This is a genomic window from Collinsella aerofaciens, assembly GCF_039752985.1.
Lineage (GTDB): Bacteria > Actinomycetota > Coriobacteriia > Coriobacteriales > Coriobacteriaceae > Collinsella > Collinsella aerofaciens_BT.
This window is the reverse complement of record NZ_JBDMHA010000020.1, coordinates 1-16,579: the sequence shown is the minus strand read 5'-3', so window position 1 is coordinate 16,579 and position 16,579 is coordinate 1. Positions and strand designations below refer to the sequence as shown.

At 55.7% G+C, this 16,579-nt stretch carries 13 protein-coding genes; 6 read left to right on the top strand and 7 right to left on the bottom strand.

Going from position 1 to position 16,579, the window contains the following annotated elements; translation table 11 throughout:
• Positions 1 to 108 precede the first annotated feature (108 nt).
• Complete coding sequence (locus ABHR76_RS04050; RefSeq protein WP_172678010.1) at positions 109 to 828, bottom strand: GntR family transcriptional regulator; 720 nt, start codon at positions 826 to 828, stop codon at positions 109 to 111.
• Between the two features lie 72 nt (positions 829 to 900).
• The gene (locus tag ABHR76_RS04045) at positions 901 to 1,800 is read right to left on the bottom strand and encodes a DUF7916 family protein (protein WP_006234814.1); all 900 of its coding nucleotides are present in this window, start codon (positions 1,798 to 1,800) and stop codon (positions 901 to 903) included.
• A gap of 377 nt (positions 1,801 to 2,177) precedes the next feature.
• On the opposite strand from ABHR76_RS04045, the gene ABHR76_RS04040 reads away from it, so the two are divergent.
• Both ABHR76_RS04040 and ABHR76_RS04035 read left to right on the top strand, forming a co-directional pair.
• A complete protein-coding gene (locus ABHR76_RS04040) occupies positions 2,178 to 3,872 on the top strand; it encodes a PTS lactose transporter subunit IIBC (protein WP_346976865.1) in 1,695 nt (564 codons plus the stop codon).
• A gap of 162 nt (positions 3,873 to 4,034) precedes the next feature.
• A complete protein-coding gene (locus ABHR76_RS04035) occupies positions 4,035 to 4,373 on the top strand; it encodes a sugar phosphate isomerase family (RefSeq protein ID WP_346976864.1) in 339 nt (112 codons plus the stop codon).
• A gap of 37 nt (positions 4,374 to 4,410) precedes the next feature.
• Here the strand turns inward: ABHR76_RS04035 and ABHR76_RS04030 are convergent, their stop codons facing one another.
• From ABHR76_RS04030 to ABHR76_RS04020, 3 genes are all read right to left on the bottom strand, one after another.
• Positions 4,411 to 5,643, bottom strand: coding sequence for a Fic family protein (locus ABHR76_RS04030; RefSeq protein ID WP_346976863.1), 1,233 nt, complete (start codon positions 5,641 to 5,643; stop codon positions 4,411 to 4,413).
• A gap of 367 nt (positions 5,644 to 6,010) precedes the next feature.
• On the bottom strand, positions 6,011 to 7,432 hold the full coding sequence (gene lacG / locus ABHR76_RS04025; protein WP_346976862.1) for a 6-phospho-beta-galactosidase: 1,422 nt from the start codon (positions 7,430 to 7,432) through the stop codon (positions 6,011 to 6,013).
• Positions 7,433 to 7,507: 75 nt separating this feature from the next.
• On the bottom strand, positions 7,508 to 9,286 hold the full coding sequence (locus ABHR76_RS04020; protein WP_346976861.1) for a PTS lactose transporter subunit IIBC: 1,779 nt from the start codon (positions 9,284 to 9,286) through the stop codon (positions 7,508 to 7,510).
• 284 nt (positions 9,287 to 9,570) lie between these two features.
• Here ABHR76_RS04020 and ABHR76_RS04015 point away from each other — a divergent pair, with 284 nt between their 5' ends.
• Positions 9,571 to 10,572 carry a LacI family DNA-binding transcriptional regulator gene (locus ABHR76_RS04015; RefSeq protein ID WP_346976860.1) on the top strand — a complete coding sequence of 334 codons (1,002 nt, stop codon included), beginning with the start codon at positions 9,571 to 9,573 and terminating at the stop codon, positions 10,570 to 10,572.
• A 274-nt stretch (positions 10,573 to 10,846) separates the two neighbouring features.
• Here the strand turns inward: ABHR76_RS04015 and lacG (ABHR76_RS04010) are convergent, their stop codons facing one another.
• Together lacG (ABHR76_RS04010) and ABHR76_RS04005 are read right to left on the bottom strand one after the other, a co-directional pair.
• A complete protein-coding gene (lacG, locus tag ABHR76_RS04010) occupies positions 10,847 to 12,286 on the bottom strand; it encodes a 6-phospho-beta-galactosidase (protein WP_117758688.1) in 1,440 nt (479 codons plus the stop codon).
• Positions 12,287 to 12,352: 66 nt separating this feature from the next.
• Positions 12,353 to 14,128, bottom strand: coding sequence for a lactose/cellobiose PTS transporter subunit IIB (locus ABHR76_RS04005; protein WP_346976859.1), 1,776 nt, complete (start codon positions 14,126 to 14,128; stop codon positions 12,353 to 12,355).
• Positions 14,129 to 14,485: 357 nt separating this feature from the next.
• Here ABHR76_RS04005 and ABHR76_RS04000 point away from each other — a divergent pair, with 357 nt between their 5' ends.
• The 3 genes from ABHR76_RS04000 to ABHR76_RS03990 form a co-directional block, all read left to right on the top strand.
• Positions 14,486 to 15,490 (top strand): LacI family DNA-binding transcriptional regulator, encoded by a 1,005-nt coding sequence (locus ABHR76_RS04000; RefSeq protein ID WP_346976858.1) that lies wholly within the window; start codon positions 14,486 to 14,488, stop codon positions 15,488 to 15,490.
• A 214-nt stretch (positions 15,491 to 15,704) separates the two neighbouring features.
• On the top strand, positions 15,705 to 16,043 hold the full coding sequence (locus ABHR76_RS03995) for a PTS lactose/cellobiose transporter subunit IIA (RefSeq protein ID WP_055252615.1): 339 nt from the start codon (positions 15,705 to 15,707) through the stop codon (positions 16,041 to 16,043).
• Between the two features lie 225 nt (positions 16,044 to 16,268).
• The coding region (locus ABHR76_RS03990) for a hypothetical protein (RefSeq protein ID WP_430392684.1) at positions 16,269 to 16,579 on the top strand (311 nt) is incomplete at its 3' end.

Genomic DNA, 16,579 nt, shown 5'->3' with positions numbered 1-16,579 from the left:
ACAGATTGAGACAATTCGGCGTGGTCTACCTTGTTTGTCTCGATCTGTAACGGTTAGGACTTAAAAACTCGGCTACGTGTTACAGATCGAGACAAAAGAAAAAGAACATTAGGACTTGAAAATAAAGTTTTGATAAGGGATTCGCCCAGTTAAGACGGTGCGGCAGACAATTGAGATTAGTTTGCCTCCGGAGTCGTAAGCATAATGAGTCAGTTCGATGACCGGAAGTTTTGCAACACCATAATTACTGGCTTCGGAATCGCTAAGCTGACGTGCTCTATAGCTTTCCCTAACAGATTGGATAGACTTGGACAAGTCGTCCATGATTCTGCTAAATGCCTGAAAATCTAACTGGTTATTCGGAACGCGCGACTTTGAAATGAAGAACGTATCAGCGCCTATGAAGCTACCTTCAAGTTCGTAGGTCAATTCAAGACGCTGAATTTCATCGCGACTTTGACATCCAAATTGCTGGAGCATCATTACGGAAATTGGACGACCTGATGTGAGGCCGCCGAAATGTTTGGTAATGGCATCTGGATCAACGCCATCGCAATGGCTTGCAAAGTCAAAGTCTAAAAGTGAATTGAGCTCGCTAACGCGTTTCGGTGCAACAAACGACCCCTTACCTTGGATTCGATAGATACTTCCACGACGCTCCAGCTCACTCATGGCAAGTCGGACGGTTGTTCTGCTTACGGCGTATTCGTCGCAGAGTTCCATTTCTGTTGGAAGTTTATCGTCTGCTTGATATTCATCGACGATCTGCTTGAGCAGCGCGTCGGTGAGCTGTAAATAGAGTGGCCGTTTTTCGTGTGTATCGAGCATTAGAGCCTCAGTTTGCATGTTGGTTATACCTGATGGTTGCCTCAGTCGGGATGTAACGTGGGCAAGGTAACCTTAACGTATCACAGAGCGGCTCAGCATGACGATCTGATGCCTGTATCCACGAAGGGCTTGTCCGAGCGTGAAGATATTCTGGGGCAGGCAAATACCGTTCATGGAGTCCCCGATATGTTGGAGGTCAGCGCCGGCTGCTTTTGCTGCAAGGCCTATTTTCTTAATGGTCTCGCTGTCGCAGGAGTCTTGACTCGTCCCGTTCGCCGCCATGACGAGAACCTTCTCTTCAATTGACTTGCCTACGTTGTGGGATCGTACAAAGTCTACGATGGCGCGCAGGTCTGCTTCTTGGAAGCAAGGGACGGTGTAGGGGGCTGGCACGAGAAGGATATCGACGCCGAGGTCAACAAACTTGCGCGCAATTTCGAGCGTCATGACAGGTTCCGCAACGCCCGCTCCATGCATTTTTCCGGCTATGACCAGGCCATTGAAATGCTCTTTGGAGAGTTTAATCGAATGGGCGATTGCATCGTTGGAGACGCCGGTTCCAGGGTTGCCCGTCAGGCAGATAAAATCAAATCCGAGTTCGTTAGCCTTTTCTAAGGTTTTGGGAGAGACGCGACGACCCATGGGGATTTCCGTTCGGGATTCAGACATCTCTGCCTCGTTATCAACTGGCTCCAGATTGACGCCAATGGGCCTTCCGCATGCTCGCTTCACCCAAGTGACCGGGTTTTCATTGAGATCATCTGGAATACCGGCAATAACTGGATCGAACACATCGAGCGCGTTAAACAGAAGCAGGTCGGCACCTGCGGCACGTTCGATTTCTGCATTAGTAACGCCGCCGAGAAATTGGGAAGAGGGTACGTTTTCCGCCATGATGGTACGTCCCTCGGAAGCCAGAATTGCCTGCTTTAGATCCATGGGTGACGTGGCGGCAAAATCGGATGCGGACATGTTCAGTAATCGTTTGGGCATTGTTACTTCCTTTGACTAGAACGACAGGCTTGTGACATTGTCTCTAATATTGTTACAACAATATATTCAATATGTTATATCCAATCGGTGAACGGTTGCAAGCTTATTGTATTGCTCGGAAAAAATAGCCTTTAGCTGGGAAAACCTTATATTAATCAACTACCGTTCACCGAATAAGTATTTGAATTCTTGACATATCGACAAAGCGGAAAAAGAATTGGTTATGACAAATCGCGCAAATGATATTACATTTCGCACAAGAACGTATTCACTTACATACGTGGATACAAACGGGGACGACGACGGTTGAGTCCGGATAAATCGTTGTGTGCCCGGGAATCATGAAAGGATGTGTTATGGACGCTATCGTCAAATTCCTTGAAAAACACCAGGCCCTCTTCGACAAAATCTCAAGGAACATTTATCTGGTGGCGATTAAGGATGGCTTTCTCTCGAATATGCCAATTGTGCTGTTCTCGAGTCTGTTCCTTCTTCTTTCGACGCTCCCTGCCTATGTAGGCATCGCGCTTCCGTCTGAGGTGCTGGATTTCTTTAATAAAATCTATGCATATACCATGGGACTTCTTGGCATTATGGTGGCCGGCACCACGGCGAGCTCACTTGCCAAGTCGATGAACCGCCGCATGCCTTCGGGCAAATCTCTCAACCCCACCTCGTGCATGGTTTGTGCCATGTGCGGCATGTTCTTGCTATCGGTGACGAACGATGTTGTCTCGATTGGCGGAGCAGATACGTCTGTTTTTGAAACCGGCTACATGGGAACCAAGGGTTTTATCGCTGCGTTCGTATCCGCATTCTTGACCGTTAATATCTATAAGGTGTGCATTAGCCATAATGTGACGATCAAGCTTCCCAAAGAGGTCCCTGGCTCTATTGCGCAGAGTTTTCGCGATATCTTTGCATTTGGGTTTTCGATCCTTGCGTGCGCTTTTATCGATCTTGCGAGCCGCAAGCTGCTTGCTGTGCCGTTCGCCAATTTGGTATCCGCTCTCATCTCGCCGCTGTTCTCCGCGGTCGACACCTATCCTGGCATGGCGCTTATCGAAGGCGCGGTCGCGCTTTTCCAATTTATGGGTATCCACGGTGCTTCGGTTGTCATGAGTCCGATCAATGCTGCGCTCTACGGCAATACCGTTACCAATCTTGAGGTTTTCCAAGCAGGTGGACACCCGTCAATTGCTCTCACGCAGGACTTTACAAGCTTCATCGGCGGTCTGGGCGGTTCTGGCTGCACGTTCATCGTTCCTATTATCCTGATCATGTTTATGCGCTCCAAGCAGCTTAAAGCTATGGGCAAGGCATCGATTATCCCGGTGATTTTTGGAGTTAACGAGCCCGTTATCTTCGGTATGCCGATTGTTCTCAATCCCTATATGTTCGTGCCCTTCCTAGTGGCTCCTATGGTCAACGCCATTATCGGTAAATTTTTCATTGACGTCATTGGAATGAACGCCCCCATGTATACCATGCCGTGGGCGCTTCCCGGCCCAATCGGTGCATTCCTCACCACGGGTCTCGATCTGCGTTCTCTCGTATTGATGGCAGTGCTGTTGGTCGTTGACTTTGTGATTTACTATCCGTTCTGCAAGGCGTATGACCATCAGCTTTGTTTGGAAGAGTCTGCAAAGGAGACTGCAGGAACCTCGGATGCAGATGCTATTGCCGCACAGGAAAATGTCGCAAAAGCTCTCGAGGCGGTAAAGGACAAGGCGGAGCAGATCCGCGTGCTTGTGCTTTGCCAGGGTGCCGGCACTTCGACTCTCTTGGCAAATGCTCTTCGCGAAGGTGCCGCTGCTAAGGGTATTGATCTGGTTTCTCAGTCCGGTGCGTACGGAAGCCACTATGAGACGATGGATCAGTACAACGTGATTGTTCTGGCGCCCCAGGCACGCATGTACTATGACGCTATGAAGGCCGATACCGATCGCCTTGGAATTAAACTGCTCACCACAAGGGGCAAGGAGTATATCGACCTTACCAACGATCCCGAAGGTGCAATTGACTGGATCGTTCAGGAGCTGGCCAAATAGTGGATGCACTCCGTCGTTGATTCGTCGGTGTATAGTACGGCCCCGCAGCTTATTGAACTGCGGGGCCGTATTTCGTTGAGTATCTAATTGAGACAATGAGCGCAACCGTCGTGAGGTCGCATTGGCGCTCTCCGAGTCACCGACAAGCTGCCTTCCATCTATGTGACCAATTCGCTTTCGGTCTTTAACCTGCTCGAGGCGCGCGAGGGCTGCGGCCTGTGCCTCGTGGGCGGTATGTACCGTCGCCGCACTGCCACTTTTGTGGGGCCAACGGCCGAGGATGCCCTGCGTGCGCTGGGCATCGACGCGGCGTTTATCGGTGCCAACGGCATCTTGGACGGTGACGTATCTACGTCCAACATGGACGAGGGCCGTATCCAGCAGCTCGCCTTTAGCAAGGCCGATGCGCGCTATCTGATTGCCGACTCCAGCAGGATCGGCAGGCGATACTTCTGCCCCCTGCCGGCGCAGGGGTACCGCTTTACAATGACGCGCAAATAACTTTGAGCAACAAGGATGAGGCTATTCTGAGATATGACTAGACTCCGTATTTCGTCTTTATGTCCCTTGAGAATGAATCATAGTCTTCATAGAGTCCCTCTTTGCTTTCATCCTCGGCGTGGTTTACACGTTCAAGGAGCTTATCCTTTGGAGCCTCTTTTGTTATTGCGGCCTCGCCATCGGGTATTGTGGATTGCAAGAATAGTTCTAGAGCATGGACGTCTTTGAGTATGTAGCCCGTCGAACGGCCCGCTCCTGTTTTTTCGATTGCGCTGCAACTAACAAGCTGACCGAGGGTTCGTTTAACGGTTACCTCGCTGATATCGGGGCAGTTGGACCGGATGTCGGATTTCTTAATGACGCCGGGTCTCTGTTGAAATAGAACAGCGATGCGCGCTTGCTTCGACATGGGACGAGTGCTTGATTCAATTAAGGTACGCTGCTCGAGCTGTCGGTAAGCGGCTAGGGTTGTTCCGAGCATGAAACGGATAAAAGGTGCTTCGGTGTTTTGATTTTCATTCCATCCAGTGGAGCTTGCAGCGAGGGCGTTGTAGTAGAGCGCCTTGTTGTCTTCAATAAGTCGTTCGATGCTGATGTAACGCGCAACGTCGTATCCAGTCTTTTCGAGCAGCAGCGTTGTAAGGAGCCGGCTCATCCTGCCATTGCCATCGTTGAAGGGATGAATGCTAACAAAATCGAAGATAAAGCGGAGCGATATAAGGAGGGGATCGCAAACTTGGCGAGATAAAGCATCGTTGAGGGACTGGCAGGCTTCTTTAATAAGTCCCGGGGTTGCTAGAGCCGAAGGGGGCCTAAAGCGCACAAATCGATTACCTTGATCGTCAATGGAGACGATTTCGGTATCGCCATCTTTCCAATGGCCTCCATACGAGATTGCCGTGTGCGCCATGAGGTCACGATGCAACTGCAGAATGACCGATGGCGTTACGGGAATGGAATCGTGTTGCTCGTGAATAAGCGACAGCACATCTCGGTATCCAGCGATTTCTTCCTCTGCGCGGGAGCTTGGCTTGGCGGAATACGCCATGATCGCTTTGAGTCTTTTTTGGGTGGTAACAATTCCTTCAAGTCCGTTGGAGGATCGGGTGCTTTGGATCTTAGCCTCCTCCATTAGGGACGATAGAAGCTCGGGTTTGACTTGACTCAGAGCAAGCTGACGGCCTTTATGCTCGCGTATCGAGAGGAGGAGGTTGGTGATTGGAGTTGCTTCGAGTTCCGCTGGGACTGTGGTGTAATCGAACTGGCGCATGCGGCTCCTTTCGGTATCACGAACATACTTTCGATATCATAATATCATTAAATGATACCGAAAGTATGTTCGTGATACCGAAAACTAGAAACCATGCTTCATAACTGCTTGGAAAGTTTGGATTTGACTATCTTATTGTCTCGATCTGTAACAGTTAGACGGTTAAAAGTGGGCTATGTGTTACAGATTGAGATATTTCTGCTCGGGCGTTCTGTTTGTCTTGATCTGTAACAGCTAGGGCCGAAAATCCCTGCTAGATGTTACAAATCGAGACAAACGGCCTGCTCGGGTCGAGCCAAAACAAAAAAGCCGCATGCGAACCCGTGGAGGGATTCGCATGCGGCCGACAGGGGGTATGCGGCTTGAATTAGGCCATAAGCAGGCCGGTCTCCGCGACGTTCTTGTACCAGTACGCGCTCGCCTTGGGATAGCGCTTCTGGGTCTCGAAGTCGATGTAGAACAGGCCGTAGCGCTTGTTATAGCCGTTGGTCCAGGAGAACTGGTCCTGCAGCGACCACACAAAGTAACCGTCGACGTTTACGCCGCCGTCGATTGCCTTGAGGATCCATGCGAGATGCTGGCGCATGTAGTCGATACGAGGGGCGTCGTCGATAAAGCCATCCTCGAAGTCGTCCTTATAGCCCATGCCGTTCTCGGTGATGTAGATCTTCTTGTAGTTGGGGTAATCGTTCTTAATGCGCAGCAGCAGGTCGTAGAGGCCCTCGGGATAGATGATCCAGTCCCAATCGGTGGTGGGTACGCCTTCGCGCACGCATGACTCGCCCACGCCCTTGAGGAACCAGCGCGAGGAGCCCTTGTCGCCGGTGCCATTGTGGTTGATGTCGTTTTCGCCCTCGGCGGCACGCAGGAACTGGCACTTGTAGGTGTTGACGCCCAGGCAATCGTTGTAGGGGAGCGCTGCGGTCAGCGCGGCGATGTCCTCGTCGAGGACGTCGAGCTCGCCGCCGGCGATATGGGCCAGCTTGGTCGCGGCCTCCATGGTGTCGGCTGCATAGTGGCCGCGGAAGGTGGCGTCGAGTACCCAGCGGTTGTTGATGACGTCGGCCATACGAGCCGCCTCGCAGTCGGCAGCGCTGTTGGGATCGAGGGGATACTTGGGCTCCAGGTTCTGGACAATGCCGATCTCGCCCTCAAAGCCGCCCTCATGGAAGGCGACGACAGCCTTGGCGTGGGCCACCATCATGTTGTGCATGAGCTGGAAGGCCTTGTCCAGGCGGTACTTCTCGCCGTGCGGCCAGTTGCCGACGATAAAGCTGCCCTCGGCGGTTGCGGGAATCTCGTTAAAGGTAAACCAGTGCTTGACCTCGGTGAACTCGGCAAAGCAGAACTTGGCGTACTCGACGAAGGCGTCGATGGTCGTGCGCGTCAGGAAACCCTCGCCGCCGTTCTGGTAAAAGGCCTCGGGCGTATCGAAGTGATCGAGCGTGACATAGGGGATAACGCCAGCTTTGTTGCAGGTGGCGAAAAGCTCGTGATAGAAAGCGACACCCTCGGGGTTAATCTCGCCGGTGCCACTGGGGAAGATGCGGCTCCAAGCGATGGAGACACGAATGCCGTTAATGCCGAAGCGCTGGCACAGGTCGATATCGACTGGATACTTGTTGTAGAAATCGCTTGCGGGGTCGGGGGAGAAGCGACCCTGAGCTGCCAGGAAATCGTCCCAGGGCACTTTGCCCTTGCCGTGCGTGCGGGTCTCGCCCTCAACTTGGTAAGCGGCGGTGGCGCCGCCAAACACAAAACCGTCGGGGAACTGCATGGGGTTGGTCATGAGTCATCCTTTCTGTGGGATACGAATAGGGAGAGGTGCCCGAACTGGGGATCCGAGCACCAACAGAGGGAGGAACTAGTCGAGGTTCTCGCGGAGCCACTTGATGGCGCCGGCGGGGTCGCGGGTGAGGTCGATATATTCCTTGCCGCGCGGGGCGAGCAGCTTAATGCCCAGGCGATCAGTGTCGGCCTTCATGTCGTTGTAGTAGCTACGAACCTGCGGGGCAAGCACGATAACGTCGTACTGATCCATGATGGCAGTGTGCTGGCCATAGGCGCCTGCGGAGGAAGCGATGTTCTCTCCAGTCTGCGCAGCACCTTCCTTGATGGCGTTGGCAAGCATGGCAGAGGTGCCGGCGCCGGCGCACAGGACGAGGACCTTCAGGCCATCGACGTCCTTCTTAGCGGATACGTCGGCGGCGGGCTCGGGCTGATCGGCGACAGGCTTGCTGTCGGCGGCAGCGGCGGTCGGCTCGACGGAAGCGGTAGCCTGCTCGACAGCGGGCGCAGGGGCGTTGGCGGCGATGGTGGCAGCACCATCGGACTCAAGACCCAGCTCGGCGGCGCGCTCGGCCTCCTGGTCGCAGAGCAGCTTATCGTATGCCTTCAAGAACGGCAGGTAGATGATGGCGTCCAGCAATATGATGATTGCGACAAACACCAGGGCGATAAGCTGGAAGTTCGTGGTGATGAAGATGCCGATGGGGGCAGGGGTGGCCCAAGGTACCACGAAGGAGAAGCCGTTCATGCCCACGTTATCGATAAAGAACTTGGCAACGCTCACGTTGACGCAACCGGCGGCAACAAAGGGGATGAGCATGTAGGGGTTAAGGATCATCGGCGCGCCAAAGAGCAGCGGTTCGTTGACAGCGAAGGCAACAGGAACAATCGAGGCCTTACCGACGGCCTTGAGCTGCTTGGACTTCATAAAGAGAATCAGCAGAAGCGGCACGATGAACGTGGCGCCGGTGCCGCCGAACTCACCCACGAGCGACATGTTAAAGGTGAGGGAGTGGGCGGGGTGACCACCGGCCAGCAGAACCTGCAGGTTCTCGGCCTGGTTGGCAAGACGGATGGGGTCGATGCCCGGCTGGACGATCGAGGGGCCGTGGACGCCGATGAACCAGAAGAACGCGGTGGCTGCCTGAATAAGGATGAGTCCGGGGTAGGTCTCTGCTGCAGTGAAGAGCGGGGAGAGCAGCTTGATGAGCAGCTCGGAGAACGGAACGCCCATGAGGTTGCGCACGACGACATCGATGATGCCGCAGATAATGACGGCGCCGCCAAAGGGGATGATGTCGCGGAAGTTCTGAGCGATGGCGCCCGGGACCTCCTTGGGCAGCTTAATGGTCAAATCGCGCGAGACGCAGAATTTGTAGACCCACACGGTGATGAACGCGGCGATATAGGCCGAGAACAGACCGCGCGTGCCCATGCTGGTGCAGTCGAAGACCGAAAGCTCGGAGCCGTTGAACTTGGTGGTGAACTGCGTAACGGCGAGCAAAAGCATACTGCACTGGGCGGCCACCATGGTGGAGCCGTCGTTGAGCACTTTGCCGGCGGGCATGCGACGGTTCATGGAAGCCGTAAAGTTCTTGGCAGTGGTGCCGGCAACCATGATGCCCATGACGCCCATGGTGAAGTTGTACAGCTTATTGCACCAGTCGATGAGCGGTTGGGGCAACGTGATGCCGACCACGCCGGGAAGGGTGGCGATCAGCAGAAAGATCGAAGAGGTGAGGACGATGGGCATGCACCCAAGGAATCCGTCTTTAATAGCCTGGAGGTAGATGTTCCTCGAGATCTTCTCAAAGAACGGCTGATGCTTTTCGAGCATCTTTACGATGGCGTCCATAAAGCTCCTTTGCTACTTGATGCGCGATGCATGTGGATGGAACTGGTCGTCGATGGATGGTCAGGACTGCCCGGAAACCTTCCTGCTTAAGGAAGGCATTGCGAAATGACAACGTTGTCATTTCGTTAATGACAACGTAAGACATTTTTGGAAGAGCAACAAGGATTTACGGGTGAACGGTCGATATTGTCCGATAAACGGCTGATTTGTCAGTCGGGCAGGTAGTGTATGCTAGAACGCAAAAAACAAGCGATAGAGAACCGAGTGGAGAAGCAGTGGCAACGATGGACAAGAAAAACGTCTCGATGAACGATGTGGCGATTGCCGCGGGCGTTTCTCTCAAGACGGTTTCGCGTGTGATCAACGAGCCCGATAGCGTGCGAGAGTCGACACGCGATAGGGTCCATGCTGCCATGGAGACGCTTGGGTTCCGGGCGAACTTTGCCGCGCGTTCACTCAAGTTGGGCCGTTACGGGTGCATCGGCGTGGTGATGTTCCACTTGTCGGGCGGCGCCGTGGACATGATTGACGGTATCGCCGATGCCGCCGAAGAACGCGGCTTTGCGCTCACGATGATTAAGAAGCGCGCGGGGGAGAAGATGACCCTTGCCGAAGCGGCGCGCAGGATGTCGCAGCTGCCTGTTGATGGCATGATCTTCAACCTGCGTCAGATGGTCGATGACTTTGATACCTTTGAGGCACCGAAGGACCTCAAGACGGTGATTATCACGCCGATGGAGCATCCTACCTGCTCTACCGTTAGTGACGATCAAGAGGGTGGCGCGCGCATGGCGTGCGAGTACTTCTTGGATCATGGTCACAAGAACGTGTATTTCGTTTCGGGTAAGAAAGAGTCGCTGTCGAGCCAGTGCCGTATGAAAGGTTGGCGTGCGGCACTCGAGGCGCGTGGCATTGAGCCGCCCGAACCTCTGCAAGGCGATTGGAATGCGGATAGTGGCTATGCCGCGGGCCTTGTGCTTGCCGATAAACCCGATTGCACGGCGGTCCTCGCTGCTAACGACTACATGGCAAACGGCGTGATGGTGGCCCTACGTGACAAAGGGCTCAGTGTGCCCGACGACGTGTCCGTGATCGGCTTCGACGATGAGCTCTACAAGACGATTCCCAACTCGATTCTGACGTCGGTGAAGTTTCGCCACCGCGAGCTGGGCATCCGTGCGCTTAACGAGGTCGTTGCGGGTTTGGAAGCCCCGAGCTCCAGAAGTCGTACGCTTGTCTCGGGCGTGTTGGTCGAGCGTGCGAGCGTGCGGGATTTGCGGGCGTAGGCGTGCTTGGCTCGTTCATCTCAACCTGTAACAGGTAGGGCCGAAAATCTCAGCTAGATGTTACAGATTGAGATATTTCTGCTCGGGCGTTCTGTTTGTCTCGATCTGTAACAGCTTGGAGCGAAAAACTCAGCTAGATGTTACAGATTGAGACAAACGTGCGGTACGGTCTGCCCAAAAAAGGCCGGGGGCGGCGCGTCGTGTGACGTGCCGCCCCCGGCTGAGAAATGGGGACAGGTTATGTGAGCGGGGCAATTCCGCTGGTCGCAAGCCGCTAGTCCAGACGACGGGTCTGCGCCACGTGCTTATACCAGTAGGCGCTTGCCTTGGGCGTGCGCTTCTGGGTTTCAAAGTCAACGTAGAAGAAGCCGTAACGCTTGTTGTAACCATTGGTCCAGGAGAACTGATCCTGCAGGCTCCACAGGAAGTAGCCACCCACGTTGACGCCCACCTCCATGGCCTTGAGCAACCAGCGCAGGTGCTGCTCGATGTAGTCGATGCGCGGCTGGTCGTCCACAAAACCGTCCTTGTAGGGGTCCTTGTAGCCCATGCCGTTCTCGGTGATGAAGATTTGCTTGTAGTTGGGGTAGCGCTGCTTAATGTAGACGAGCAGATCGAACAGGCCCTCGGGATAGATGATCCAGTCCCAGTCGGTGGTGGGGATGCCAGGCTTGTTCACATGCTCGCCAATGCCCTTAACGCGCCAGCGGCCGGTGCCCTTCTCGCCCGTACCGTTGTGGTGCAGGTCGTTCTCGCCGTCATAAGCCTTCAAGAAGCGGCACTGGTAGTTGTTAACGCCCAGGTAGTCGTTGTAGAGCGCGGCCTCGCGCATGATCTCGAGATCCTCGTCCAGGATCTCGATGGTGCCGCCCGAGATGGCCGCCAAGCGGTTGGCGCACTCGAGGGTGTCGGGCGCGTAGTCGCCGCGGAAGGTGGCGTCGAGCAAGAACTGGTTCTGCAGCACGTGCTCGTTGTTGGCGGCCTTGATGTCGGCGGGGTCGTTCTCGTTGAGCGGATACTTGAACTCCAGCGACTGGATGACGCCGATCTTGCCCTTAAAACCGCCGTTGTGGAAGGCCAGTACTGCCTTGGCGTGGGCGAGCATCATGTTGTGCTCGCACTGGAAGGCCTCGGCAAGATGCGCCTTGACGCCGCCGGGGAAGGTGCCCTCGATGTAGGTGTTGGAGGCGTCCGCCCAGATCTCGTTAAAGGTGAACCAATAGGTCACCTGGTCGGCGTACTCCTTAAAGCAGAAGGTGGCAAAGTCCACAAAGGCGTCGATGGTCTCGCGGTTGAGGAAGTCGCCCTTCTCAAAGAGGGGCAGCGGCGTATCGAAGTGATGCAGCGTGACAAACGGCTCAACATGGTGCTTATGGCATTCGGCGAAGAGGTCGTGGTAGAACTGGACGCCCTCGGGGTTGATCTCGCCGGTGCCGTTGGGGAAGATGCGGCTCCAGGCGATGGAGAGGCGGATGCCGTTGATGCCAAACTCCTCGCACAGTTCCAGGTCGACGGGGTACTGGTTGTAGAAGTCCGAAGCGGGATCGGGGGAAAAGCGCCCCTGGGCCTCCAGGAAGTCGTCCCAGGCAACCTTGCCCTTACCGTGAGTGCGGGTCTCGCCCTCTACCTGGTAGGCAGCAGTGGCGCCGCCAAAGACAAAGTCCTCGGGAAACTGCGCAGGCGGGTTAGTGACGCTAGCAGGGTTAACGGACATGATGATCCAATCGTCTAAATCGAAGGGCCAGCCGGTCTTGGATGGTCGGCTGGCCCTGAGCGTTACTTACTTCGAGAGTTGCTCGCTTACGAAGGCGAGAGACTTGTCGCCGTTCTGGGAGAGCTCGATGTACTGCTTACCACGGCAGGCGACGCACTTGTTGCCCACGCGCTCGCAGTCCTTCTGCAGGTCGGCCAGGTAGCTGGCGGCCTGCGGGGCCAGGACGACCAGGTCAAAGTCGGGGAGCATGTCAACGTGGTTGCCATAGGCCTCGGCAGCGGTTTCAAGATTGATGCCGCGCTCCTTGGCAGCCTTGGCCAGCGCGTTGGCGAGCAGGCCCGAGGTTCCGCCGCCCTGGCAGAGCACGAGCACGCGCTTGCCGTTGAGGTCGCTGGCGGTCGTTGCCTCGGCAGCGGATGCTGCAGAAGCGGCGGGGGAGTCGGCCTTCACGGCCTCGGCAGCAGCGCCGGCGGCAACGCTCTTGGCGTCAGCCTTGCCCTGGAAGGCATCGTTGAGCTTAGCGGCCTTCTCGGCGTTCTTGGCGGCGAGCTCCTCCTCGGAAATCTCGGCCTCCTCGGCGCACTTCTGGGCGTCATAGGCACGGAAGAACGGGTAGTACAGAACGAAGTCGACGACCAGGATAAGGGCGAGCATCACAAAGGCGAGCGGCTGGAAGCCCAGGCCCATGATGGTGCCGATGGGGCCGGGGACGGTCCAAGGCAGGGTGTACATAAAGCCGTTCATGCCCAAGAAGTCGATAAAGATCTTGAGAATCCAGATGTTGGCGATCGGGGCAAAGACAAACGGGACAAAGAAGACGGGGTTGAGCACGATGGGCGCGGCGAACAGCAGCGGCTCGTTGACGGCAAAGCAGACGGGGACGATAGCGGCCTTACCGACGGCGCGCATCTCCTGGGACTTGGCCAGGAAGCAGAACATAAAGACCAGGACAAGCGTGGCGCCGGTGCCGCCCATGCAGACGACGAAGTACTGGGCACCCTGGGTCAGGACAGCGGAAGCGTGCTGGCCGGCCTGGAACGCAGCCAGGTTGTCGGTCATGTTGGCAACGAGGGCGGCGGCGATGGCGGGCTCGACGATCGAGGGGCCGTGGACGCCCACGAACCAGAAGAGGCTCATGGCGCCGTAGATCACAGCAAGGCCGATGTAGCCGTCGGCAGCGGTGAACAGGGGCTGGAACACCTGGATGACGCCCTGGGCAAAGCAGAAGCCAAAGGCAGCGCGGAAGACGATGTCAAAGACCCAAAAGACGGTGATGCAGACGGAGAAGGGGATGATGTCCTTAAAGGTCTGCGAGATGTTGGGCGGAACCTGCTCGGGCATCTTGACGGTGATGTTGCGCTTAATGAAGAACTTGTAGATGATGCCGGTCACAAACGCAGCGATGAAGGCAGTCAGCAGGCCCTTGGAACCAAGGTAGGTGGTGTTGAAGCCGCTGGCGGCGTCCGTGGCGATCGTGTCGCTCGAAAGGAGCAGGAAGCCGATGATGGCCGCGCACATGCACGAGATAAAGTTGATTTGGTTATTCTTGGGCAGATCGCGGTTCTGGGCGTCGGCGAAGTGCTTGGCCGTGGTGGCGGCGCAGGCGATGGCCAGGATGCCCATGGAGTAGTTGTAGCACTTCCACAGGGCGTTGTTGATGTCATCGGGCCAGTAGAAACCCCAGATGTTGGGGACCGAGGCTACCAGGCAGAAGATGGACGAGAAGATGATGATGGGGATGACGGAGATAAAGCCGTCGCGAATCGCCTTGAGGTACTTGTTGCGGGCGATCGCGTTGAAAAAGGGCTGGCCCTTTTCGATGATGGCGATAAGTTGCTCCATGCAATGCTCCTAAGAGTCGGTGGGTTAACAACGATGGTAGCTTTTGGCGTTCGGTTGCCAAAATGTTGACGTTGCCATTTTGCGACACAAAAAAAGACGCGAACCGGTGGTTCCTGTGCCTGCGAACCGTCGATTCCCTATGCGTAAACGTTTGAGCCGCCCGGTGGCTCTGTGTTTGCACAATGGCAACGTTAACATTTGGGTGACAAAAGCCGTTCGGTGAAGCAAAAATGTCGGTGAACGGTAGGTTTTGGGTGGTGAGCGTATGGTGGGGGAGGCGTTGGATATACTTGAAGGCGTTAAAAATGACTGCGCAGGGTGCCACCAATGGCATCGTTGACATAGAAAGATCGACCTATGGCCGCTGTTAAAAAATCGGTTTCCGTTAAGGATGTGGCGCGTCTCGCGGGCGTCTCGGAGCAGACAGTCTCGCGTACGGTGCACGATTCGCCCAGCGTGCGCCCCGAGACCAAGGAACGCGTGCGTGCCGCCATGCGCGAGCTGGGGTATCGCCCCAATTTTGCCGGTCGATCGCTGCGCCGCGGTAAGTTTAAGACCGTCGGCGTCGCCATGTTCAGCATTACCGGCACCGGTAACCTTGACCGTATGGAGGGCTTTGCCGCCGCGGCCGACAAACATGGCTATGCCATCACCCTCACTAAAGTAGACGGGCATCCGTATACCCTCGAGAGCGCATCGTCGCGCATGAGCGCGCTGCCGGTAGACGGTATGGTCGTGATCATGAACCGCATGCCGGCAGACTTTGGCACTTTTGAGCCGCTGCCCGGTATGCAGACGGTGCTCGTTACCATGCTGGAGCACCCGCTCTGTTCAACGGTCGATAACGACCAGTTCGATTGCTCGCGCCAGGTGGTCGAGTACTTGCTGGGGCAGGGGCACAAAACCGTGCACTTTATCTCATGCCCCGAGCGCTCGCTTTCGGGCATGCGGCGCGAGGAAGGCTGGCGCGAGACATTGCGCGCGCATGGCATTGAGCCCCCGCAGCTCGTGCGCGGCGACTGGACGGCACAGAGCGGATATGCCGCAGGCCAGGCTCTGGCGGATGATCCGACCTGTACTGCTATCTATGCCTCCAACGATGCCATGGCATATGGCTGCATTCGCGGGCTCGAGTCGCGCGGAAAGCACGTGCCCGAGGATGTGAGCGTGGTGGGTGTTGATGACAGTCTGGGCGACATCGTGCCCGATTGTCGCCTGACTACGGTGCGCTTTGACAACAAGCGCGTCGGCATGTGGGCGGTTGACAAGATTGCCGGCGCCGAGGGCGTTGGACCCGGTGTGGAGCACATGCTGTTTCCGGGCGTGCTCGTCGAGGGCGATACGGTGCGCGATGTACGCTAGGGCGCGGATCTGTTTGGGTTGCCGCTAATTGTGTTCGATATTGTTCAAATTGGTTTAAAAACCGTTCACGGGAGAAAAGTGACCGTTCATAGCTCGAAATCACGTTTTGCGCTGTTCTTTTTTGTTTGAATGTTATTGTTTCTGTCATACACAACGCAGCGCGTATGCCCGGACGCGATGCTCTCCATTGGTTCATATGTGAAAGGAACGCAATATGGCAACCAAAGAAGAAATCTCGATGGTTGGATTCGAGATTGTCGCATACGCAGGTGACGCTCAGACCGATCTGCTTGCAGCGCTCGATGCTGCTCGCGAGGGTGACTTTGAGAAGGCCGAGCAGCTGCACAAGGATGCCAGCGATGCACTCATCGGTGCCCACGACACGCAGACCAAGCTGCTTTCGCAGGAGGCCGGCGGTGGCGAGATGGAGATGACCTTCATCATGGCTCACGCTCAGGACACCCTCATGACCACTATGATTCTGGAGAAGCAGGCCCGCTTTACCATCGATGCCTACAAGCGCATCGCCGAGCTCGAGGCCAAGCTCGCCTAACGAGTCCTCACAACCAAGTCCCCTTCCAAAAGCTCTGCCGCTACCCGCGGCAGGGCTTTTTCTGTTCTCCTCCCCGCAACTCATCCCGAGATAGTCATTGGGGACGTTCTTAAACGACTAGTCGTTGGGGACAGTCTTGGGGCTTCTGTTCGTCTTCCCGTTCGGTTTTTCGCAGGGTGGGTATACTTCCATCCGCAATACAGGCCGGAATGAGGAGGTATCCAAATGCCGGACAATGGATCGATTCAAAAAAGAGACGCGCACGAGATGGCTCATGGGCGTCCTGTCCAGATAACCGAGCACACGACGGTAACCGAGCTGCAGCCCAGTCTGTCCGATGTCGTGTGCGCAAACAAAAAGCTGCAGATTGGCTTTATCGTTGCGCTCGTGGTACTGGCGCTGCTGTCGGGCTTTGTAGCTCGTCCGCATTTCGCCGATACCAAAACTTGGGACTCCGCCATCGAGGTCATCGATCAAAAGAAAGGTAACGTTTTGGCGCTCACGGCTTCATGCGTTGCTCTATCTGCGGGCATTAC